Origin of the sequence: Flavobacterium branchiophilum NBRC 15030 = ATCC 35035, from assembly GCF_002217205.1 — a bacterium.
Lineage (GTDB): Bacteria > Bacteroidota > Bacteroidia > Flavobacteriales > Flavobacteriaceae > Flavobacterium > Flavobacterium branchiophilum.
This window is the reverse complement of record NZ_MUGT01000027.1, coordinates 1-19,785: the sequence shown is the minus strand read 5'-3', so window position 1 is coordinate 19,785 and position 19,785 is coordinate 1. Positions and strand designations below refer to the sequence as shown.

21 protein-coding genes are annotated in these 19,785 nt (G+C 33.1%); 13 read left to right on the top strand and 8 right to left on the bottom strand.

Annotated features, from left to right (window positions below; all coding sequences use genetic code 11):
- Nucleotides 1–328 precede the first annotated feature (328 nt).
- Nucleotides 329–937 (top strand): superoxide dismutase, encoded by a 609-nt coding sequence (locus tag B0A58_RS03565; RefSeq protein ID WP_014085365.1) that lies wholly within the window; start codon nucleotides 329–331, stop codon nucleotides 935–937.
- A gap of 185 nt (nucleotides 938–1,122) precedes the next feature.
- On the opposite strand, the gene B0A58_RS03560 is transcribed toward B0A58_RS03565, so the two are convergent.
- From B0A58_RS03560 to B0A58_RS03550, 3 genes are all read right to left on the bottom strand, one after another.
- Nucleotides 1,123–2,346, bottom strand: a complete 1,224-nt coding sequence (locus B0A58_RS03560; RefSeq protein ID WP_014085366.1) for an NADP-dependent isocitrate dehydrogenase — start codon at nucleotides 2,344–2,346, stop codon at nucleotides 1,123–1,125.
- Nucleotides 2,347–2,621: 275 nt separating this feature from the next.
- The gene (gene rplS, locus B0A58_RS03555) at nucleotides 2,622–2,972 is read right to left on the bottom strand and encodes a 50S ribosomal protein L19 (RefSeq protein ID WP_014085367.1); all 351 of its coding nucleotides are present in this window, start codon (nucleotides 2,970–2,972) and stop codon (nucleotides 2,622–2,624) included.
- A 189-nt stretch (nucleotides 2,973–3,161) separates the two neighbouring features.
- Nucleotides 3,162–3,539, bottom strand: coding sequence for a helix-turn-helix domain-containing protein (locus tag B0A58_RS03550; RefSeq protein ID WP_089079912.1), 378 nt, complete (start codon nucleotides 3,537–3,539; stop codon nucleotides 3,162–3,164).
- A 199-nt stretch (nucleotides 3,540–3,738) separates the two neighbouring features.
- Here B0A58_RS03550 and B0A58_RS03545 point away from each other — a divergent pair, with 199 nt between their 5' ends.
- The 6 genes from B0A58_RS03545 (at nucleotide 3,739) to frr (ending at nucleotide 8,198) form a co-directional block, all read left to right on the top strand.
- On the top strand, nucleotides 3,739–4,371 hold the full coding sequence (locus B0A58_RS03545) for a bacteriocin fulvocin C-related protein (RefSeq protein ID WP_089079911.1): 633 nt from the start codon (nucleotides 3,739–3,741) through the stop codon (nucleotides 4,369–4,371).
- A gap of 426 nt (nucleotides 4,372–4,797) precedes the next feature.
- Nucleotides 4,798–5,262, top strand: a complete 465-nt coding sequence (locus B0A58_RS16245; RefSeq protein ID WP_133063065.1) for a TlpA family protein disulfide reductase — start codon at nucleotides 4,798–4,800, stop codon at nucleotides 5,260–5,262.
- Nucleotides 5,252–5,632, top strand: coding sequence for a DUF1573 domain-containing protein (locus B0A58_RS03535; protein WP_089079909.1), 381 nt, complete (start codon nucleotides 5,252–5,254; stop codon nucleotides 5,630–5,632). The genes B0A58_RS16245 and B0A58_RS03535 overlap by 11 nt, the downstream gene beginning before the upstream one ends.
- Before the next feature lie 213 nt (nucleotides 5,633–5,845).
- On the top strand, nucleotides 5,846–6,697 hold the full coding sequence (locus tag B0A58_RS03530; RefSeq protein ID WP_014085373.1) for an OmpA/MotB family protein: 852 nt from the start codon (nucleotides 5,846–5,848) through the stop codon (nucleotides 6,695–6,697).
- 193 nt (nucleotides 6,698–6,890) lie between these two features.
- Entirely contained in the window at nucleotides 6,891–7,598 is a 708-nt protein-coding gene (pyrH, locus tag B0A58_RS03525; RefSeq protein WP_089079908.1) for a UMP kinase, read from the top strand.
- A gap of 36 nt (nucleotides 7,599–7,634) precedes the next feature.
- Entirely contained in the window at nucleotides 7,635–8,198 is a 564-nt protein-coding gene (gene frr, locus B0A58_RS03520) for a ribosome recycling factor (RefSeq protein ID WP_089079907.1), read from the top strand.
- A gap of 185 nt (nucleotides 8,199–8,383) precedes the next feature.
- Here frr and rfbD read toward each other — a convergent pair whose 3' ends face one another.
- The 5 genes from rfbD to B0A58_RS03495 all read right to left on the bottom strand — a co-directional run bounded on the left by rfbD (nucleotide 8,384) and on the right by B0A58_RS03495 (nucleotide 13,485).
- Nucleotides 8,384–9,241 carry a dTDP-4-dehydrorhamnose reductase gene (gene rfbD / locus B0A58_RS03515; RefSeq protein WP_089079906.1) on the bottom strand — a complete coding sequence of 286 codons (858 nt, stop codon included), beginning with the start codon at nucleotides 9,239–9,241 and terminating at the stop codon, nucleotides 8,384–8,386.
- Entirely contained in the window at nucleotides 9,235–9,786 is a 552-nt protein-coding gene (gene rfbC, locus B0A58_RS03510; protein ID WP_014085377.1) for a dTDP-4-dehydrorhamnose 3,5-epimerase, read from the bottom strand. Before rfbC ends, rfbD begins: the two co-directional genes overlap by 7 nt.
- A gap of 20 nt (nucleotides 9,787–9,806) precedes the next feature.
- Complete coding sequence (gene rfbA / locus B0A58_RS03505; protein ID WP_014085378.1) at nucleotides 9,807–10,673, bottom strand: glucose-1-phosphate thymidylyltransferase RfbA; 867 nt, start codon at nucleotides 10,671–10,673, stop codon at nucleotides 9,807–9,809.
- A gap of 112 nt (nucleotides 10,674–10,785) precedes the next feature.
- On the bottom strand, nucleotides 10,786–11,793 hold the full coding sequence (locus tag B0A58_RS03500) for a hypothetical protein (RefSeq protein WP_014085379.1): 1,008 nt from the start codon (nucleotides 11,791–11,793) through the stop codon (nucleotides 10,786–10,788).
- 9 nt (nucleotides 11,794–11,802) lie between these two features.
- Nucleotides 11,803–13,485 carry a DUF6909 family protein gene (locus B0A58_RS03495; protein WP_014085380.1) on the bottom strand — a complete coding sequence of 561 codons (1,683 nt, stop codon included), beginning with the start codon at nucleotides 13,483–13,485 and terminating at the stop codon, nucleotides 11,803–11,805.
- Nucleotides 13,486–13,793: 308 nt separating this feature from the next.
- On the opposite strand from B0A58_RS03495, the gene B0A58_RS03490 reads away from it, so the two are divergent.
- The 6 genes from B0A58_RS03490 to B0A58_RS03465 all read left to right on the top strand — a co-directional run bounded on the left by B0A58_RS03490 (nucleotide 13,794) and on the right by B0A58_RS03465 (nucleotide 19,567).
- Nucleotides 13,794–14,528, top strand: coding sequence for a metallophosphoesterase (locus tag B0A58_RS03490; RefSeq protein ID WP_089079977.1), 735 nt, complete (start codon nucleotides 13,794–13,796; stop codon nucleotides 14,526–14,528).
- Between the two features lie 62 nt (nucleotides 14,529–14,590).
- Nucleotides 14,591–15,091, top strand: coding sequence for a DUF6646 family protein (locus tag B0A58_RS03485; RefSeq protein WP_089079905.1), 501 nt, complete (start codon nucleotides 14,591–14,593; stop codon nucleotides 15,089–15,091).
- Between the two features lie 126 nt (nucleotides 15,092–15,217).
- Nucleotides 15,218–16,129: a PfkB family carbohydrate kinase gene (locus B0A58_RS03480; protein WP_014085383.1), complete on the top strand. Its 912-nt coding sequence runs from the start codon at nucleotides 15,218–15,220 to the stop codon at nucleotides 16,127–16,129.
- Between the two features lie 75 nt (nucleotides 16,130–16,204).
- Entirely contained in the window at nucleotides 16,205–16,807 is a 603-nt protein-coding gene (locus B0A58_RS03475; protein WP_089079904.1) for a porin family protein, read from the top strand.
- A gap of 66 nt (nucleotides 16,808–16,873) precedes the next feature.
- The gene (locus tag B0A58_RS03470; protein ID WP_014085385.1) at nucleotides 16,874–18,772 is read left to right on the top strand and encodes an amidophosphoribosyltransferase; all 1,899 of its coding nucleotides are present in this window, start codon (nucleotides 16,874–16,876) and stop codon (nucleotides 18,770–18,772) included.
- 234 nt (nucleotides 18,773–19,006) lie between these two features.
- Nucleotides 19,007–19,567 carry a DNA-3-methyladenine glycosylase I gene (locus B0A58_RS03465; RefSeq protein WP_014085386.1) on the top strand — a complete coding sequence of 187 codons (561 nt, stop codon included), beginning with the start codon at nucleotides 19,007–19,009 and terminating at the stop codon, nucleotides 19,565–19,567.
- The last annotated feature ends 218 nt before the right edge of the window (nucleotides 19,568–19,785 follow it).

The following is a 19,785-nucleotide window of genomic DNA, read 5'->3' as shown; positions in this document are numbered from 1 at the left end:
AAAAATGTTGTCTGAAAATTGGTAAAGTTAGCACAGTGCCTCCTTATGATGTGTAACAATTATCACAAAGGCATACAAAATAGGTTGTTTGTTTGGATTTGTTTCACGATGCAGTATCTGTTCCTCTTGATTTTGTTGTGTTAAATGTTTTATGTAATGCTGTTTCTTACTATATCAAAAAACTATTTTTTTAACAAAAAAGCTGTGTATTATATTGTACTACAACACAATTGCTAATTTTATCATAATTTTATCTCAACTGTATTTTGAATCCAAATAATATTGCTTAATTTTGAATAAAATTTAATAAACCTAAAAACAATTAATTATGGCATTTGAATTACCTCAATTACCTTATGCGTATGATGCGCTTGAGCCACACATTGATGCACGCACAATGGAAATTCACCATTCTAAACATCATAATGCTTATACCACCAACTTAAATGCAGCCATTGCGGGAACGGATTTGGAAGGCAAAACGATAGAAAATATTTTAATCAATTTAGACAAAAACAATGCTGCGGTTCGCAACAATGGAGGTGGTTTTTATAACCACAACTTGTTTTGGACAGTAATGTCGCCAAACGGTGGGGGATTGCCAACAGGTGATTTGTTAGCCGCTATTGAAAGAGATTTTGGAACTTTTGAAGAGTTTAAAGCCAAGTTTGCAAAGGCGGGTGCTACACAATTTGGGTCTGGATGGGCTTGGCTTTGTGTACACAAAGGGGGCAAATTAGACGTATGTGGTACACCTAATCAAGACAATACCCTTATGCCTGGAGTAGGTTGTGGCGGTACTCCTATTTTGGGTATGGATGTATGGGAACATGCTTATTACTTGAACTATCAAAACCGTCGCCCTGATTATATCGAAGCTTTTTTTAATGTAATCAATTGGGTCGAAGTTGCTCGACGTTTTGCTTTAGAAAAATAATACCAAACTCTTTTATAAAATTGTCAAAAAAATCGTAGCTTAGCAAGGGCTACGGATCTATTTTTTTGACTCGTTTTAGCAAAAAAGAACCCATAGATTAGCCTCTTTTATAGGAGTGTTTGATATAAATAAAAAACCGTTTTCAATAAAGAAAACGGTTTTTTTTAACCTTTTATAAAAAATATTTATGCTAGTTTAGCATCCAAATTTGTTTTGATGGCTTCCAAAAATCCTTCAGTTGTTAGGTAGTCAGCCTCTGTAAGTCCTTCTGGTTTTACAAGCATTGCAAGATCTTTTGTCATTTTACCACTTTCAACAGTGTCTATACAAACTTGTTCTAGTGTGGTACAAAAATCTATAAGTGCCTGATTGTCATCTAATTTGCCTCTGTGCTCCAAACCTCTTGTCCATGCAAAAATAGAAGCAATTGGATTTGTAGAAGTAGCTTTGCCTTGTTGGTGCATTCTATAATGACGGGTTACTGTTCCATGAGCTGCTTCGGCCTCTACGGTTTTACCATCTGGTGTTACCAAAACAGATGTCATAAGACCCAACGATCCAAAACCTTGAGCAACCGTATCCGACTGCACATCGCCATCATAATTTTTACAAGCCCATACAAATCCTCCGTTCCATTTCATACAAGAAGCCACCATATCGTCTATCAAACGGTGCTCGTATATCATGCCATTGGCCTCAAAATCAGCTTTGTATGTTGTTTGATATACTTCTTCAAAAATATCTTTGAATCTTCCATCATAAGCTTTCAATATTGTATTTTTTGTGGATAAATACAAAGGCCATTTTTTGGTCAAAGCCATTTGAAACGAAGAGTGTGCAAATCCATAAATGCTTTCGTCTGTGTTGTACATAGACATGGCCACACCATCGCCCTCAAAATCATATACTTCCCATGATTGGGTTTCGCCATTTTCTGGAACAAAAGTCATTGTTAGTTTGCCTTTTCCTTTTACAACAACATCTGTAGCTTTGTACTGATCGCCAAAAGCATGACGACCAATAACGATAGGTTTTGTCCAACCTTGAACGTATCTTGGAACGTTGCTCATAATAATAGGCTCACGAAATACTGTACCTCCCACAATGTTACGAATTGTACCATTTGGCGATTTCCACATTTTTGAAAGTCCAAATTCTTTTACTCGCTCTTCGTCTGGGGTAATAGTGGCACATTTAATTCCTACATTGTATTTTTTTATGGCCTCGGCAGAGTCAATAGTTACTTGGTCTTTAGTAGCTTCACGGCTTTCTATACCCAAGTCATAATATTTAATATCTAAATCTAAATAAGGTAAGATTAATTTTTCTTTGATAAAAGCCCAAATAATTCTTGTCATTTCATCGCCATCCAATTCTACCACAGGATGGGCTACTTTAATTTTTGCCATATTTTTGTTTCTTTTTTGGTTTATTTTTTAATTTTTTTAGTGGACAAAGATAAATAATTTTATTGAAAAAATAATGATTTGGCTCACTATATCGTTTGAATTGTGAATTTCTTAAAATACAATCCCTTAATTATCAATTCTATAAAAATTGTTTTTAAAAAATATCAAAAAAAAGCCTCAACAATGTTGAGGCTTTATTTGTTATCGATATCGCTTTTGGAAGTGTTGTGTTTGTTTGTGGCATAACGCTTCCTATTTTCGATAGCAAATAGTGTTTATCTTCTTTTATCTTTAATTTTAGCTTTTTTACCCGTAAGGTTTCTAAAATAGAAAATTCTTGCTCTACGAACAGCACCTTTTTTGTTGATTTCAATTTTTTGCAACGCTGGCAAATTGATTGGAAAAATACGCTCCACTCCTATTGCTCCAGACATTTTGCGAATCGTAAAAGTTTCTGTGTGTCCAGAACCTCTTCTTTGAATTACAACACCTTTAAAAAACTGTGTTCTTGTTTTTTCACCCTCTTTAATTTCATAATACACGGTGATTGTGTCTCCAGCTCCAAACACTGGAAAATCTTTTTTAGTAACAAATTCGTCTTGTACGAATTTCAATAAATCTGCCATTTTTTTAGTATTTTAATGTTTTATCAGCTCAACATTCACGGGTTTCGCCAGAGGTTGGTCCAATATTTGGCTGCAAAGATACTGTTTAATCCAGACTTATACAAATAAATAAGTGTCAAAGTTAGCTAGATTCAGCTAGCAAATACAATTTTCAGCTTAATAAATTTAAAATACCATAAAAAATAATCATTAAGATTGCTTTTGGAGCAACTGTTCTATAACCAAATCTTTATCCTTAAGTCGTGCTTCATATAAAGCTATCATTTTTTCATGTTGTTCTTTATTTTCATGATAAAAATGTTCAATCTTTTGCAAATACCCCGTGGCATTATCTTTGTTTTCCTGTTTATAAACCTCTTTGGTAGCAATATCCAATAGTTGTGCAGTACTAACTTCTAATATTTTACTGATATCATATAACCTGTCAATTGTGAGTTTAGTGTAATTCATTTCAATTTTACGATAGGCATTAGCTGAAATATTCAAAGCTACTGCAATATCTTCAACAGATATTTTCTTTTCTAACCTTATTTCTTTAATTTTTTTAGCTATAATATTACTTTCCATGGTTTAATGAATTTGTTATTGTCGCAAAAGTATAAATATTTTTCCTAAAAGTATAATTTATTTCGTATAAGTTGTTTTTTTACCCAAAAGTTAATTTGATATTTGCCTCAACAAATTATCTCGAGAAAAAACTTTGTTAAACTAAAATCTTTTTATTAACTTGCCCAAGTTTTATAACTGGGCGTAAAACTTTACAATCATGAAAAAATTAATGTTTTTATTTGCTTTTATCATGTTTACATTTCTTTCGTGTTCTGATAATGAAAATGCGAATTCTCAAAATAGTGCTCAAATAGTAAATACAAAAATAAACGAAGTGTTGAAAGAAAAAAACATTATTTCACAAAAAATAATGTATAACTTATTAAGCAAAGAAGATAAATTTAAAATTTGGAATGATAGATTGACAAAAATTATTCATAATGATAAACTAACAGAACAGCAACTGAATTTATTAAACGATTTAAAAAGTCAATTGAGTGTTAGTTTATTTAATAATGATTCTATGAATGACAATCGAGAGATTTTTAAAAATGTTTATATAAAAACATTCCTTAAAAAATCAATAGCAGTATTTTCTGAAGAATTTATTTACAATAATTTTTATACACTCTCAAATAAAAGTAATGATCAAATAATTTCTAGAGAAATTGTGTTAGAAAATAATATTGTTGGCCCAAAATCTAAATGTACATGTAATATTGGTTCTATCTGGTCTTGTTCTGGTCTTGGAACTTGTAGACGTTCAGACTGTGAACCTACACAGAATTGGGGCGGATGTGGATTCCTAATGTTTTTTGATTGTAACGGTAAATGTTTTATTTACTACTAATTACATGTTAAAAAAATTAAAAAACCCAAAATGTTTTTAAAATTAAAATTTATGAAACCCAAGTTATCTTTTATTATTGTATTACTTGTCTTATATTACTTTAATTTTATTGGTCGAATACATGGTTTATATGCTAATTTTATTACTACGGGTGTTATAAATGTATTTTTCACATATTATTTAATTAAAACAAACCCTTTTAAAAAATTGGGTTTGTTTTTAATTTTTATTCCCTTCGTTATATTATCATTCACTGTAATTTGTGGTATATATCTTAACATAGCCATGCCTGGCGTTTTGGGTTATTATATTTATGTTATTGCTACTTCAACAGGGTTATTTCTTCATAAATACAACCATTTGAAAAAAATCATATTGTTAATTTATGTGTTTTTTTTTACTTTATCTATATATTGCTATAGCGACATGTTAAATCTATACTACTCTATTTATAATAAAAATGATAATATTAACAAAGAATTTCCAGAGTTGAATATCAAAAATAAGTTTGGTAAAAAAGTAAATATTCAAAACGGTCATAAAATATTAATTATAGATTTATGGAGTATAACTTGTGGTAATTGTATTGATGCTTTTCCTAAATTTGAAAAAGTTAAAAATGATTTTGAAAATGATAATCAAATTGAATTTATTTCAATTAATATTTATAACTCTTGGAACGATGTTCTAGTTAGCGAAAAATATTTAAAAGGATTCACATTCACAAATTATTATTGCGACCAATCAATTTTCTCAAAATTAGGTTTTAATAGTGTACCAAACTATATAATTGTTGGGAAAGATAGAAAAATAAAATATTTTGGCAGTTTAAATATAAAAAACAATGAAAATTATAATAATATTTACAACTTAATTAAAAATGAAAAATAATTACATATTTATTATTATTTTACTTGTTTTATTGTCTTGCAAAAATAAGACAGAAAAGATTGTACAATTTGATGTAGAGAAAATAAAATATTTGGGAAATATAAAAGTCGGTGATACCGCTAGAAACACTTTTTATTTAAGAAATTTATCTAATGACATTATAAAAATAAAAAATGTAAAAACAAGTTGTGGTTGCACTTTAGCAAACATTAGTGATACAATTATCAAACCAAATACAAATTCTCAAATAAAAACTATTTTTGTTGCAAAAAAAGGAGATATTGGGATTGTTGAAAAATCAGTAATTATTGAAGCAAATACTGAGCCAACTTTTATTGTATTGTATATAAAAGCCAATATAATAAATTAAGTTTTTTCATAAATTTCGTAAATAAATAACTTACTAATTGAATGTAGTATTTAACTAATAACCCCCCCGTTTATATTTTTCACAAAAAATTAACGCTTCAAAAAGCATTTCAGTTTATAAAAAAATGTATTTTTGCATGATGCCTTATATGATATTTTGGCAACATTTTTAATAATTTGTTGCTTCACATAGCTATAAACTAAATTTACTGAAATGAAAAAAATTTTTATTTGCCTTTCGGCCCTTGCAATGATGACTTCGTGTGTATCTAAAAAGAAATATGCGGAACTTGAAACCAAAAACAAAGAAATTCAGGACTTGTTGAACACCGCAACCGTAAAATTAAATTCGTGTTTGGAGGACAAATCAGGTTTGAATGCTACGCTTACCAGCTTGAGAGAGCAAAACGATAACCTGAAAAAAAACAATACCGATTTGATAAACAACATGGGCAATATGACCACCTTATCTACAAAAGGGGCTCAGAATATTGAAAAAGCCTTGGAAACTATCAAAGAGAAAGATTTGAAAATCAGCAGGATGCAAGACGCTCTTACTAAAAAAGACAGTGTTACGCTGGCTTTGGTAACGAGCTTGAAAAGTTCTGTGGGAATTTCTGATCCAGATATCGAAGTAAACGTAGAAAAAGGAGTGGTTTTTATATCCATTTCAGACAAGTTGATGTTTAAAAGTGGCAGCTATAATGTGAGCGACAGGGCCAAAGAAATTCTGGGCAAAGTAGCCAAAGTAATTAATGACAAACCTACTTTTGAATGTATGGTAGAAGGTCATACAGACAACGTACCTTTTTCTGGCAATGCTCTATTATTGGACAATTGGGACTTGAGTGTTAAACGATCTACTGCTATCATCAGGGTTTTGACCAAAGATTTGAAAGTAAATCCAGCTCAATTGATTGCCGCAGGACGTAGTGAGTTTATCCCACTAAAAGCCAATGATACTGCCGAAAACCGCTCCATAAACCGTAGAACTCGTATTGTGGTATTGCCAAAAATTGACGAGTTTTATGATATGATTGAAAAAGAAATGAAAAAACAACAATAGTATTTGCAAAAGCTTTTCCAAAATATTATTCAAAAAAAATGCAAACTGCTCTAAAACAGAGCAGTTTTTTTTTGGTAAAAATTTATACCAAATATATTGGAATTAGACTATTTGTTGTTGTCAAATTTTTAGATACATTTTTTTTATAATAAAAAAAGAATATTATTATATTTGCACCATCAAGATACACACCATGAAATACAAAAGAATACTCTTAAAATTGAGCGGCGAAGCCTTAATGGGTGATTTGCAATATGGTATAGACCCATCAAAATTAGCCGAATATGCCGAAGAAATCAAACAAATACATGATAAAGGAGTAGAAATAGCCATTGTTATTGGTGGAGGCAATATTTTTAGAGGGGTTTCGGGAGTTAGTTCAGGTATGGACAGGGTTCAGGGCGATTATATGGGAATGTTGGCCACCATAATAAATGGAATGGCACTTCAGGGAGCGTTAGAAGATAGAGGCATGCTTACCAGACTACAAACAGCCCTAAAAATTGAAGCCATTGCCGAACCATACATCAAACGAAGAGCCGTTAGACATTTAGAAAAAGGTCGGATTGTAATTTTTGGTGCGGGCACGGGCAACCCTTATTTTACAACAGATACGGCTGCTGTATTGCGAGGGGTTGAAGTAAATGCCGATGTCATTTTAAAAGGTACACGAGTAGATGGCGTATATACTGCAGATCCTGAAAAAGACAAGTCGGCCATAAAATTTGATTATATTTCGTTTGAAGACGTTTTGAAAAAAGGTTTAAATGTTATGGATACCACCGCTTTTACTTTAAGTCAAGAAAATAAATTGCCTATTGTAGTTTTTGATATGAACAAGCAAGGAAATTTATTGAAAATTTGCGAAGGCGAAAATATTGGAACTATTGTGAATATATAAAAACAAACTGCAGAAAAATATAAAATAGCATATAAAATGACAGAAGAAATAGATTTTATTTTAGATAGTACAAAAGAATCCATGGAAGGCACTTTGGCTCATTTAGAAAAAGAGTTTCTAAACATTAGAGCAGGCAAGGCTTCGCCAGCCATGTTGGGCGGTGTTTTTGTTGATTATTATGGTGCTCAAACACCTTTGTCTCAAGTAGCCAACATTAATGTGCCCGATGCACGAACGCTTACCATTCAGCCTTATGAAAAAAAGATGTTGCAAACCATAGAAAAGGCCATTTTGATTGCCAATTTAGGTTTCAATCCCATGAATAATGGCGATGTTGTGATTATTAGTGTGCCACCACTTACTGAAGAGCGTAGAAGAGACTTGGCCAAACAAGCCAAATCAGAGGCCGAGGATGCTAAAATTGGTATAAGAAATGCTCGAAAAGATGCTAATACCGATATTAAAAAACTGGAAAAAGAAGGTACTTCTGAAGATGTTTGTAAAGTTGCCGAAGATCAGGTGCAACAACTTACTAATGCTTATATTAAAAAAATTGATGATGTATTGGCTATAAAAGATGCCGAAATCATGAAAGTTTAGTTCAACTAAAAAAAGCAGTAATTTTTTATATTTTTAAAAAATAAAATACTATCATTTTTAATACCAAATATANNTTGCATAGCTGGGCTACGGAACTATTTTATATGTATATTTGGTATTAGTTCCATTTATACATAAGATAAAAAAAATCCGCAGCAATTGCGGATTTTTTTATTGTGACAATTTTATAAAATGGTTTCTTTAAGCCTATCGTCCCAGTTTTTTATAGTAATTCCTAATACTGTTTTGATTTTTGTTTTGTCCAAAACACTATAAGCAGGACGTTTGGCGGGTGTTGGGTAACTTTGCGTTGGGATGGGTTTCACATCAATTGACATTTGATGGATTTCAAATATTTTTTGAGCAAAATCAAACCAACTACACTGCCCTTCGTTACTAAAATGGTAAATTCCATATTGTGGGAACTCATTATTTTGATCGGTAAAAAGAGCCATTTGAATTAGGGCATCTGCCAAATCTAGGGCATGAGTAGGTGTTCCAATTTGATCCTCTACAACCGACAAAGTATCCCGTTCGGCACCCAAACGGAGCATGGTTTTCATGAAATTATTGCCAAATTGCGAATATACCCACGAAGTTCTAACAATATAATACTGACTAAAAACAGCCGCAATAGCCAGTTCGCCATCGAGCTTGGTTTGTCCATAAACGCCCGTTGGTTTTGGAATATCTATTTCGGTATAAGGTTTTTGATGCTGTCCGTCAAAAACAAAATCTGTAGAAACATGAATCAATTTAGTGTGAAACTCTTTGCATACCAATGCTAGATTTTGTGCTCCTTTGACATTAATTTTGATGGCATTTTCCTGGTCGGATTCGGCCTTATCTACTGCCGTATAGGCCGCTGTATTGATACAAACATCTGGATTTACTGATTTGAAAACGGCTTTTACAGCTTCAAAATCGGTGATATTCATTTGTTTTGAATCACAAAAAACAAAGTCAATTTGTGCATATCTAACAGACAAATGGGCCATAGATTGTCCTAGTTGTCCATTGGCACCCGTTACAAGTACTACCATATTTTTCGAGCATTTTCAAGGGTTGGCAAAATTTTATCTTTATCAGAAATAATCAAATCGCTTGTTGGAAATTCCCAATCGATTTGAATTGTTGGGTCGTTAAAAATAAGGCCTCCTTCAGATTCTTTATTGTAAAAATTATCGCATTTGTAAAAAAATGTGGCCGTTTCGCTTACAACTAAAAAACCATGTGCAAAACCACGTGGGATAAAAAACTGCTTTTGATTGTCGCCCGATAATAAAACCGAAACATATTGTCCAAAAGTTTTAGATTCTGGCCTAATATCTACCGCTACATCCAACACCTCGCCCTGCAACACCCGAACGAGCTTGGCTTGAGCATGGATACCCGTTTGATAGTGCATCCCCCTCAAAACTCCTTTTGATGAAAATGATTGATTGTCTTGAACAAATTTTATGTCTTGATTGATGCCCGCCTGAAAAGTTTGTTGGTTATAACTTTCCATAAAATAGCCTCTTTCGTCTTGATATATTTGGGGTTCTAAAATATAGCACCCTTCTAATTTTGTTGGTATAAAATTCATGTTTTTTTGTTGCTAACCGATTATGATTCTTTTGCTATTTCCATTAATTGTGTGCCATAACCACTTTTCAATAGTGGAGCTGCCAAGGCTTCCAGTTGTTGTTTGTCTATAAAACCCATACGATACACGGCCTCTTCTATAGATCCTATTTTGAGTCCTTGTCTTTCTTCTATCACTTGTACAAATTGGGCGGCTTGCATTAGCGAGGCAAAAGTGCCAGTATCAAACCAAGCCGTTCCTCTGTCTAAAATACTCACTTTAAGTTTGCCTCTTTTCAAATATTCTTTGTTTACGTCGGTTATTTCAATTTCGCCTCGGTGGCTTGGCTGTATATTTTCGGCAATAGCCACTACATCGTTATCATAAAAATAGATGCCTGGAACGGCATAATTGGATTTTGGAACAGCAGGTTTTTCCTCAATAGAAAGCACCTTTCCGTTGTTATCAAAATCTACAACTCCGTACCTTTCAGGATCATGAACATGGTAGGCATAAATGATGCCTCCGTCTGGATTGTTGTTGTTTTGCAAAAGTCTTCCCAATCCGGAACCATAAAAAATATTATCTCCCAATATTAAAGCTACTTTATCATTGCCAATAAATTTTTTGCCAATAATAAAGGCTTCGGCCAACCCATTTGGATGTTCTTGTACCTCGTATTCAAATCGGCAACCATATTTTTGACCATCGCCCAACAATTTTTTAAATAAAGGCAAATCGTGTGGCGTAGATATTATAAGTATTTCTCTAATCCCCGCACAAATCAGCGTTGAAAGTGGATAATAAATCATTGGTTTATCATAAATGGGCATCAACTGCTTGCTTACAGCAATCGTGAGGGGGTGTAGCCTTGTGCCAGAGCCTCCTGCTAAAATGATTCCTTTCATATTTGTAAGTTTTTATTTTTATTGGTTATTCTGCAATTATCCAAATAGCGTTTTAAACTTTGCAAAAACTGACGATGTTGATAATTACATTTTTGGGTTGATTGGTTTTTTATTATGAAACAGGGTTTAATTTTGCGGCTTGTTTTTTATAAAATAAACTTAAAAAACTATACAGTATATAGCCAATTACAAATATTATTGGCAATAAGATTGTTTTTTTCTGGTATATCTTTGAGGTGTTTTTCAAATTAACCACGGTACTTGTGGCTTTTATAAAATAATCTAAATTAATCAATTCTATTTTTTGTAATCCAATATCTCTAATTAAGCCATTTTTAGTAGCAATTAATTCGTTGAGCTGGGTGTTTTCATTATAATATACCAGCTTGTTGTTTTGTTGCGTACTATTTGATGTGGCAGCAAAACTGTTGAGCAAACCATCTATTTGTTTGATAACCTCTTCGTTTTTTTGAATTTTATCTTTTACATTGGCCGTATAAATCGCTCGGATTTTATTCAAATAAGCATCATTATTCAAATACAATAACAATGGCGTTATGGTATTTTTTTCAGAAACTACTTTTTTGGTCGAAATGGTAATCAAATGTCTGTTGTAATTTTTGCTGGTCAGTTTTTCTTTTATCACTTTATTAATGTCGCTTTCTTCGGCAAGTAACTTGATCATTTCAAAATTTTGCGAATTTTCATCTTTATTGCCGGCCGTGCCATTATTAATAAAATTGTACAAATCAATTATTGGTTCTACTTCGATTTCATTTACATTTTCAGCCTCTTGTACACCTATTGATTTAAAAAAAGCTTGATCGTTTTGATTGATTTTGGTTTGCAAATAATCTATTTTGGTGTACAAATAATCAACACTACCATAATAAGGCGTAACGATGAGTTCGTGTCTGTATGATTTGGAAAAATGGTCTATTGTATAGCCCAAAATGCCTCCACCTATTATTAAAAAGGCAAAAACACGACTATTGTTTTTTAAAAACAATATACATTTGAACAAAGAAAAGGCAATGTTACCAAAAAATGATTTTACTTTATCAGTTAAAACTGATAAATCTATATCTTGATCGGTTGTTGAATTTGAGTTTGTATTCATTTTAAAATATTAATTGATATTGAAAATTTGTTCCAATATTTTGATAGTGATCAAATAGGTTGGTTTTACACCTGTTGTTCCAAGTCCGCCAGATGCCAGCGTACTTCCCGTTTCTAAAGGGTTGTCCGATGCATAATAAGCATACCTTACTTTTACATTTGGGTGAATGCTTTTTCTAATTCTTGATGCTGATTGAATGGCTTTTTGATAATAAGAGCCTTCCATTTCTAGTCCGATGGCTTTCCAGGTTGATTCATGAAAAAATTTCAACAAATCTCGGTTTTGCAACGAGGTTCCTAAAACGGTTATCATGGGCCCTGCAAAAACAGGAATATCATTTCCGTCAAACATTTCGGGAGTTAATTCGTTTTCAAAAGGATAATTGTCGGCCGTACCTTCGTTTACGTGTGCCGTAGGTATCATGATGTCGCCTTTACCACCTTCTAAAATTCCGGCTTTGCCCATAATTGAAACCGATTCGACATTTAAAAAAATGTCTTTCTTGTAGGGTTTCAATAATTCATCAATCGTTTCATAGGCTTGTTCTCCAAAAGCATAGTCCATTACAATAATCACGGGTTTCTTTTCGCCCGTTTTGGCATTTGGAAACGCTGATTTTGCCCAATCTATTTTGGCAGTATCAAAAATTTGTACATCAATGTTAGTTCCCGATGTGTCTGGTATTGCTATCATACCATGTTTTGAGGCAAATTCGGTTACCTTGTTCCGAACATCGTTGGCACCAGATTTACTGAGTTCTTCAAAAATATCAAAATCCGACTTATCTTTAAATTTGGTTTTAAGTACATAGGTTGCAAACAAGGAGTTCATTACCGAGTGCATATTGGCACTAATAATATGTATAGGTCTTTGCAACAATTGATGGGCTTCTAACACTTTTTTGATGTTTGTGGCCCAAATTTCGCCATGAATATGATGCCCCAAACGTTCTCTTAAAATAGGACTAAAAGTAATGGTTCGCTTGTTGTTTTCAACAGATTCCTCTATGGCTAGTTTGCCCAACCAGTAAATAATATGTAGGAAACGATTGGGTTTTTCAAACGTGCCAAAATCATCATAAATATCCAAAACCTCCTCAAATGTTCTACCCAAAATATTTGACAAATGTGAAATGGCTTTTTCTTTGTCTATTTGAGTTAATTTTTTATTTTGAATAACAATTTGTTCTATTTTTTGCCAATCTCTAGTAACTTCATTATTATTTTCGTCCAATAAAATACGGTCTTTTATCTTGTGCGATTCAATAAATATAAAGGTCAAATGGGTTAAAATATCATAAATATCCGATCGCCCCCTTGTAATTACGATATTCATTTGCTCTTCGTCTATGCGATAGCAATTTCTGCGACGTTTTGGAGGCACTATGGGTTGAAAATGCGATTTAGAATACCCTTCTTCTGATGTTAAATTGATAAAACGACATTCTTCTATCCCAACGGGCAAACGTTCTATAACATACAACAAACCATTTAACTCTACTTTTTCGTCGGCAATAGAACCATAAATTTCTGGACGTAAGGACAACAAAGCTTCTTTTAAAGTTTCGCCCGAAACTCCCATAGGTTTATAAAAACCTCTATTAAATAAATGTCGAATAGTAATGTATAATCTTTCAATTGCAGCCGACGATTCTTGAGCCCTTGAGCGAGAAATGTTTTTGGTTTCGTTCATAAATGTATATTTATATTTATAATAATTCTTATATACTATTGCGTTTTGTAGTTTAATGTAGTTACAACCAACAAAAAACAATGCTATAATAGTTGTGTTTTTCACCAAAAAAAGCCTAATATTTCAACATCATATCATTTAGGTTATTTTTTAACACGCAAATATATGAAATTTATTTAAAATAAAATTGTGTTACATCATTTTGCAAAACAAAATAATTTAGAATGCCCTTTAATTTCATTGCCAAATGTTGCAGATTTGAATTAAAAACAAGACTTTTGTGGGCTAATCAAATTGCTTTTCATATTATGAGAACATTAGTTATTGGAGACATTCACGGAGGGCTACTCGGGTTGCAGGAAGTTTTACAACTCGCTCATGCAAACCCAGAGGATCAGTTGGTGTTTTTGGGCGATTATGTAGATGGTTGGAGCCAGTCGCCCGAGGTTTTAAATTTTTTGATCGAACTAAAAAACAGTCATAATTGTATATTTATAAGAGGCAATCACGACCAACTTTTGTTGGAATGGTTGCAATCAGGTGCTCAAGAAATAAGCAACAAAATGTGGTTTCAGCATGGAGGCGAAGCAACGGTATTGGCCTATGCCAAAGTAGCTAGTGCTACCATTCAACAGCATATTGCCTTTTTAGAAAACTTAGTAGATTATTATATAGATCCTCAAAATAGGTTGTATATCCACGCAGGGTTTACAAACTTAAACGGAGTAGCAAATGAATATTTTTCAAAAATGTATTATTGGGACAGAACATTATGGGAAATGGCTTTAGCATTAGACCCCAAAATGAGTGCCGATGCCGATACTTATCCCAAAAGGCTACTGTTATACGACGAAATATACATTGGACACACTCCAGTAACCCGAATTGGAAGCAGTACACCACTACAAAAAGCCAATGTTTGGAATATAGATACTGGAGCGGCTTTTTGGGGGCCACTCACCATTTTAGACGTGGATAGCAAAACATTTTGGCAAAGTAAACCGCTTTGTGAATTATATTTTAATGAAAAAGGTAGGAATTAAGTTAAAAAACAGTACATTTGCACCAAAATTAAAATAATTTAAACTAAATAATCCATTTAAACATGAAAAAATTAGCAATTGTAGTTATAGCAACCTTTGCCGCAATAGGTCAAATACAAGCCCAAGCATTTAAAGGAAAAGGAGATGTCAAAGGGCAAGTTGGTGTTAATTTTCAAAGTGGCGGAACAGGAATTACTGTTTCATCAGATTTTGGAATTGGAGAAAATATGTCTTATGGTTTTGTTGCAGGTTATTTGCTATCTGTAGAAGAGGTATTGGGGTCAAAAGCTGGATTTTCTGACAGAGTCGATTTGAAAGCACGTTTTAATGCCAACATAGGAAGCGTTTTAAAGTTGAACCCAAAAATAGATGTATATCCTGGATTGGATTTAAGTTTGAAAAATTTTGGTGGCCACGTTGGGGCAAGATATTTCTTTACAGACGGTTTTGGCGTATATAGCGAGGCCGCTTTTCCTATTGCACGATACAACAACAGTGCAACAGGTTTTGATTATTATAATAACCAATTTAATTTTCAAGTTGGCATAAGTTTTAATCTTTAAAATATTTTGCAAATAATACCTTTCTCAAATAAAACAAAATTCTTTTTTTGATTTATTTTTTGATGAAATGTTTTAAAAAACAAAACTTAAAAACTATATTTGCAACCTAAAAATTAACTATTTCAAATGAGTAAATTATTGATAGTAGGAACAGTAGCATTTGATGCCATTGAAACTCCTTTTGGAAAAACCGATAAAATATTGGGCGGTGCAGGAACCTATATTGGATTATCAGCATCAAACTTTAATGTAGATGCCGCTATTGTATCTGTTGTTGGAGATGATTTTCCACAAGAATATTTAGATTTGCTAAGCACTCGAAAAATTGATATTTCGGCCATTGAGATAGTAAAAGGGGGTAAAACCTTCTTTTGGAGCGGTCGCTATCACAACGATTTGAACTCTCGAGATACTTTGGATACACAATTGAATGTTTTGGCCGATTTTCAGCCTAAAGTTCCAGAAAATTTCAAAAATACCGATGTAGTCATGCTAGGGAACTTACACCCTTTAGTGCAAAGCAGTGTGTTGGACCAACTGACCTCCAAGCCTAAATTAGTTGTTTTGGACACCATGAATTTTTGGATGGATTGTGCTTTGCCAGAATTACTCGATGTTATAAAACGTGTTGATGTAATTACTATAAACGACGAAGAGGCCAGACAACTTTCTGGCGAGTATTCTTTAGTAAAAGCAGCTGCCAAAATTCATACTATGGGGCCACAATATGTAGTTATCAAAAAAGGAGAGCATGGAGCATTGTTGTTTCAGGGCGAAGACATCTTTTTTGCACCAGCATTACCATTAGAAGAAGTGTTTGATCCAACAGGAGCAGGCGATACTTTTGCTGGTGGATTTGCAGGTTACATTGCACAAAGTGATAATATTACGTTTGAAAACATGAAAAATGCTATTATTCATGGGTCGAATTTAGCGTCGTTTTGTGTGGAAAAATTTGGAACAGAAAGAATGTTGCAACTTGATTCTGAAGAAATTGCCAAACGATTTGAAAAATTCAAAAAATTAACTTCATATTAATTCAAATTAAAAAAAAATTTATACTTTTACAAAAAAAATAATTCAAATAATTTACCCAAATACACACGAAAAAAGATGAAGAAATTATCCCTTTTAACATTAGTTTTATTGATATGTAACGTTGCATTAGCTCAAGACAAAAACCCATCATTTATTGTAAAATCTGGCGTTAATTTACCCATGTATAGTTCAGATTGGAAAGGAGCATTTGTTGGATACCAAGTTGGATTGGCCGTTGATGTACCTTTAACAAGCAAATTATCGTTTCAACCTGAAATTGATTATTTTAGATCAAAATCTGAATGGCAATTAGATGCGTTACACAAATTAACCATATCTACTTGGAACATTCCTTTGGTTTTCAATTATAAAATTACCGAAAAATTAGGTGTTTTTGCTGGGCCACAAGTAAGTTATATTGCACACTTTACAAGAAGTAGAGTCATTGGCGACTGGGTACAAAGCGAAACAACAAAACCAGATCGTTATTTGTATGAATTCAACTATGGACCAACAGCTGGAATTTCATATAATTTTTATAAAAAATTCTCAATCGAAGCAAAATATTTTATGGGAATGAGAGAGTTAGATATCAATCCTGGTTTTTTTAATCAATTCACAAATTTGAATGTACAAAAAATGAGTATTGCTAACGTTTCACTTACATATAAATTATAGGTAAACCAATACATAACTAATAGCCTCAATTTGTTTGAGGCTTTTTTTTTTAAAACAATATTTTAAATGAGCGATCAATTAAAACACGAATGTGGCATTGCCTTAATTAGGCTATTAAAACCCCTTGAATTTTATAAAGAAAAGTACGGAACGGCTTTTTATGGGGTTCAAAAGATGTATCTTTTGATGGAAAAACAACACAATAGAGGCCAAGATGGTGCTGGATTTGCAAGCATAAAATTGGATGTTGAGCCAGGCGAAAGATATATTAGTCGTGTGCGATCAAACCAGGCACAACCCATTCAAGACGTATTTGCTCAAATTAACGACCGCATCAACGAAGAGCTTACCAAACACCCCGAATATGCCAACGATATCGCTTTGCAAAAAGCCAATATCCCTTATATTGGCGAACTTTTTTTGGGACATGTTCGGTATGGTACTTTTGGTAAAAACAGTATCGAAAGCGTACACCCTTTTTTGCGTCAGAATAATTGGATGCACCGCAATTTGATTTTGGCAGGAAATTTCAATATGACCAACGTAAAAGAACTCTTTAACGGCTTGGTCGAACTAGGGCAACATCCAAAAGAAATGACAGACACCGTAACTGTCATGGAAAAAATAGGTCATTTTTTAGACAATGAAGTTACCCAACTGTATCAAGAGTGTAAAAATTTAGGATTGACAAAAAGAGAAGCCTCGCCATATATAGCCGAAAACTTGAATTTGGCCAAAATATTGCATCGTGCTTCAAAAAATTTAGACGGTGGCTATGCCATGGCTGGCTTACTTGGTCACGGAGATGCCTTTGTGTTTAGAGATCCTGCTGGAATCCGACCTGCTTATTATTATAAAGACGACGAAATTGTAGTAGTGGCCTCGGAAAGACCCGTAATACAAACCGTTTTTAATGTTGCATTTGACAAAGTACAAGAAATTGAACCTGGCAACGCATTGATTATCAAAAAAAACGGACTTGTAAGTACACAAGAAATATTGACACCAACCATCAAAAAAGCGTGTTCGTTTGAAAGAATCTATTTTTCAAGAGGCAGTGATGCCGAAATTTATCAAGAACGAAAAAAATTAGGTAAACTTATTTTGCCAGCCGTTTTAAAGGCCATTGATGACGATACAGATAACACCGTTTTTTCTTATATTCCAAATACTGCCGAAACTTCTTTTTATGGCATGGTAGAGGCAGCTCAAGATTTTTTGAACCAACGCAAAAACAATTATATTTTAGCAAACCGAAACAAACTTACAAAAGAAACGCTACAAGAATTGCTAGAAGTAAAAATTCGGATGGAAAAAGTAGCTATCAAAGATGCCAAACTACGAACTTTTATTACAGAAGATGCCAGCAGAGACGATTTGGTAGCACATGTATATGACGTTACCTATGGCGTAATACAACCAAACGACAATTTGGTTATTATAGACGATAGCATTGTTAGAGGAACTACCCTAAAAATGAGCATCATCAAAATGATGGATCGATTGAATCCGAAAAAAATCGTTATTGTATCATCGGCTCCACAAATTAGATACCCTGATTGTTATGGTATTGATATGGCAAAACTCGAAGGTTTAATTGCTTTTAGAGCAGCCCTCGAACTATTGAAACAACGAAACATGTACCACATTGTACAAGAAGTGTACGACAAATGCAAGGCTCAAGAAAACTTGAAAGATGCTGAAATGGTTAATTATGTAACACAAATATATGACCCTTTTGAACCTCAAGAAATATCAGACCAAATTGCAAAAATGCTTACCTCGGCAGACATCAAAGCCGAAGTAAAAATTATTTTTCAAACGGTTGAAGACTTACATCTTGCTTGCCCTAAAAACTTGGGCGATTGGTATTTTACAGGCAACTACCCAACGCCAGGAGGCAACAGGGTAGTGAATAGGGCTTTCATGAATTTTTATGAAGGAAAAGATGCTAGAGCCTATTAAAAATGTTAAAATGTGTATTTTATCGTTTTTTTAGGTTAGTTACCTAATTTATTTGGAGGTTAAATAGGCTTATATTACTTTTACAACATCATAAAATAGTAGGTTAAATTTATGGTAGATTTGGGGCAAAAAAGGTGGATTCATTCCACCTTTTTTATTGTACTAAATTCAAACAAACCACCAAATCGTTTGCTATAAAATCCTTGCTTTATCCTTCTAATCCGTTTTATTTTTATGGAAAACAATAACCGTTGCCCTTGGTGTTTGTCGAGCGAATTATACAAACAATATCATGACACCGAATGGGGTGTACCAGTACATGACGATCAAAAAATGTTTGAATTTATAATTTTAGAAACCTTTCAAGCAGGATTAAGCTGGCTCACTATTTTAAATAAAAGAGCCCATTTTAAAAAAGCTTTTGATGGATTTGATTATCAAATTATCAAAAATTATTCTGAAACTAAAATTGCCGAATTACTTCAAGACAAAGGAATTGTACGCAACCAATTAAAAATTAGGGCTGCTGTAACAAATGCTGCTGCTTTTATAAAAATACAAGAAGAATTTGGAAGCTTTTGCCAATATCTTTGGCAATTTGTAAATAACCAACCCCTCATCAACCGCCCAAAAACATTATCAGACGTGCCATCAAGCACCCCATTGTCTGACCAAATTAGCAAAGATTTGAAACAACGAGGCTTCAAATTTATGGGTACCACCGTAGTATATGCCCATTTGCAAGCCACAGGAATTGTAAATGACCATTTAGAAAGTTGTAGTTTTAGGGGGTAAAAAATTATCGAAAACCGCTTGAGTTAGTGCTTAAAAAGTGGCTATTGGATATAATCCCAACCACAACAACACCCATCTGGGTATGCTGGCAAAGCCCCATCATCAAACCAAAAACTTCTTTCTTTCTTCTAACCTTGTACCTCTAACTTTCCTCTTGGTATTGGAACAAAAAAAATGTAAAAATAGTTTTCAGAAATAAAAAAATGTTTCGAGTTACT

Excerpts from the sequence above, each read along its gene's own strand:
- B0A58_RS03565 (WP_014085365.1), top strand. The coding sequence starts at position 329 with ATGGCATTTGAATTACCTCAATTACCTTATGCGTATGATGCGCTTGAG.
- B0A58_RS03560 (WP_014085366.1), bottom strand. The coding sequence starts at position 2,346 with ATGGCAAAAATTAAAGTAGCCCATCCTGTGGTAGAATTGGATGGCGAT.
- rplS (WP_014085367.1), bottom strand. The coding sequence starts at position 2,972 with ATGGCAGATTTATTGAAATTCGTACAAGACGAATTTGTTACTAAAAAA.
- B0A58_RS03550 (WP_089079912.1), bottom strand. The coding sequence starts at position 3,539 with ATGGAAAGTAATATTATAGCTAAAAAAATTAAAGAAATAAGGTTAGAA.
- B0A58_RS03545 (WP_089079911.1), top strand. The coding sequence starts at position 3,739 with ATGAAAAAATTAATGTTTTTATTTGCTTTTATCATGTTTACATTTCTT.
- B0A58_RS16245 (WP_133063065.1), top strand. The coding sequence starts at position 4,798 with ATGTTAAATCTATACTACTCTATTTATAATAAAAATGATAATATTAAC.
- B0A58_RS03535 (WP_089079909.1), top strand. The coding sequence starts at position 5,252 with ATGAAAAATAATTACATATTTATTATTATTTTACTTGTTTTATTGTCT.
- B0A58_RS03530 (WP_014085373.1), top strand. The coding sequence starts at position 5,846 with ATGAAAAAAATTTTTATTTGCCTTTCGGCCCTTGCAATGATGACTTCG.
- pyrH (WP_089079908.1), top strand. The coding sequence starts at position 6,891 with ATGAAATACAAAAGAATACTCTTAAAATTGAGCGGCGAAGCCTTAATG.
- frr (WP_089079907.1), top strand. The coding sequence starts at position 7,635 with ATGACAGAAGAAATAGATTTTATTTTAGATAGTACAAAAGAATCCATG.
- rfbD (WP_089079906.1), bottom strand. The coding sequence starts at position 9,241 with ATGGTAGTACTTGTAACGGGTGCCAATGGACAACTAGGACAATCTATG.
- rfbC (WP_014085377.1), bottom strand. The coding sequence starts at position 9,786 with ATGAATTTTATACCAACAAAATTAGAAGGGTGCTATATTTTAGAACCC.
- rfbA (WP_014085378.1), bottom strand. The coding sequence starts at position 10,673 with ATGAAAGGAATCATTTTAGCAGGAGGCTCTGGCACAAGGCTACACCCC.
- B0A58_RS03500 (WP_014085379.1), bottom strand. The coding sequence starts at position 11,793 with ATGAATACAAACTCAAATTCAACAACCGATCAAGATATAGATTTATCA.
- B0A58_RS03495 (WP_014085380.1), bottom strand. The coding sequence starts at position 13,485 with ATGAACGAAACCAAAAACATTTCTCGCTCAAGGGCTCAAGAATCGTCG.
- B0A58_RS03490 (WP_089079977.1), top strand. The coding sequence starts at position 13,794 with ATGAGAACATTAGTTATTGGAGACATTCACGGAGGGCTACTCGGGTTG.
- B0A58_RS03485 (WP_089079905.1), top strand. The coding sequence starts at position 14,591 with ATGAAAAAATTAGCAATTGTAGTTATAGCAACCTTTGCCGCAATAGGT.
- B0A58_RS03480 (WP_014085383.1), top strand. The coding sequence starts at position 15,218 with ATGAGTAAATTATTGATAGTAGGAACAGTAGCATTTGATGCCATTGAA.
- B0A58_RS03475 (WP_089079904.1), top strand. The coding sequence starts at position 16,205 with ATGAAGAAATTATCCCTTTTAACATTAGTTTTATTGATATGTAACGTT.
- B0A58_RS03470 (WP_014085385.1), top strand. The coding sequence starts at position 16,874 with ATGAGCGATCAATTAAAACACGAATGTGGCATTGCCTTAATTAGGCTA.
- B0A58_RS03465 (WP_014085386.1), top strand. The coding sequence starts at position 19,007 with ATGGAAAACAATAACCGTTGCCCTTGGTGTTTGTCGAGCGAATTATAC.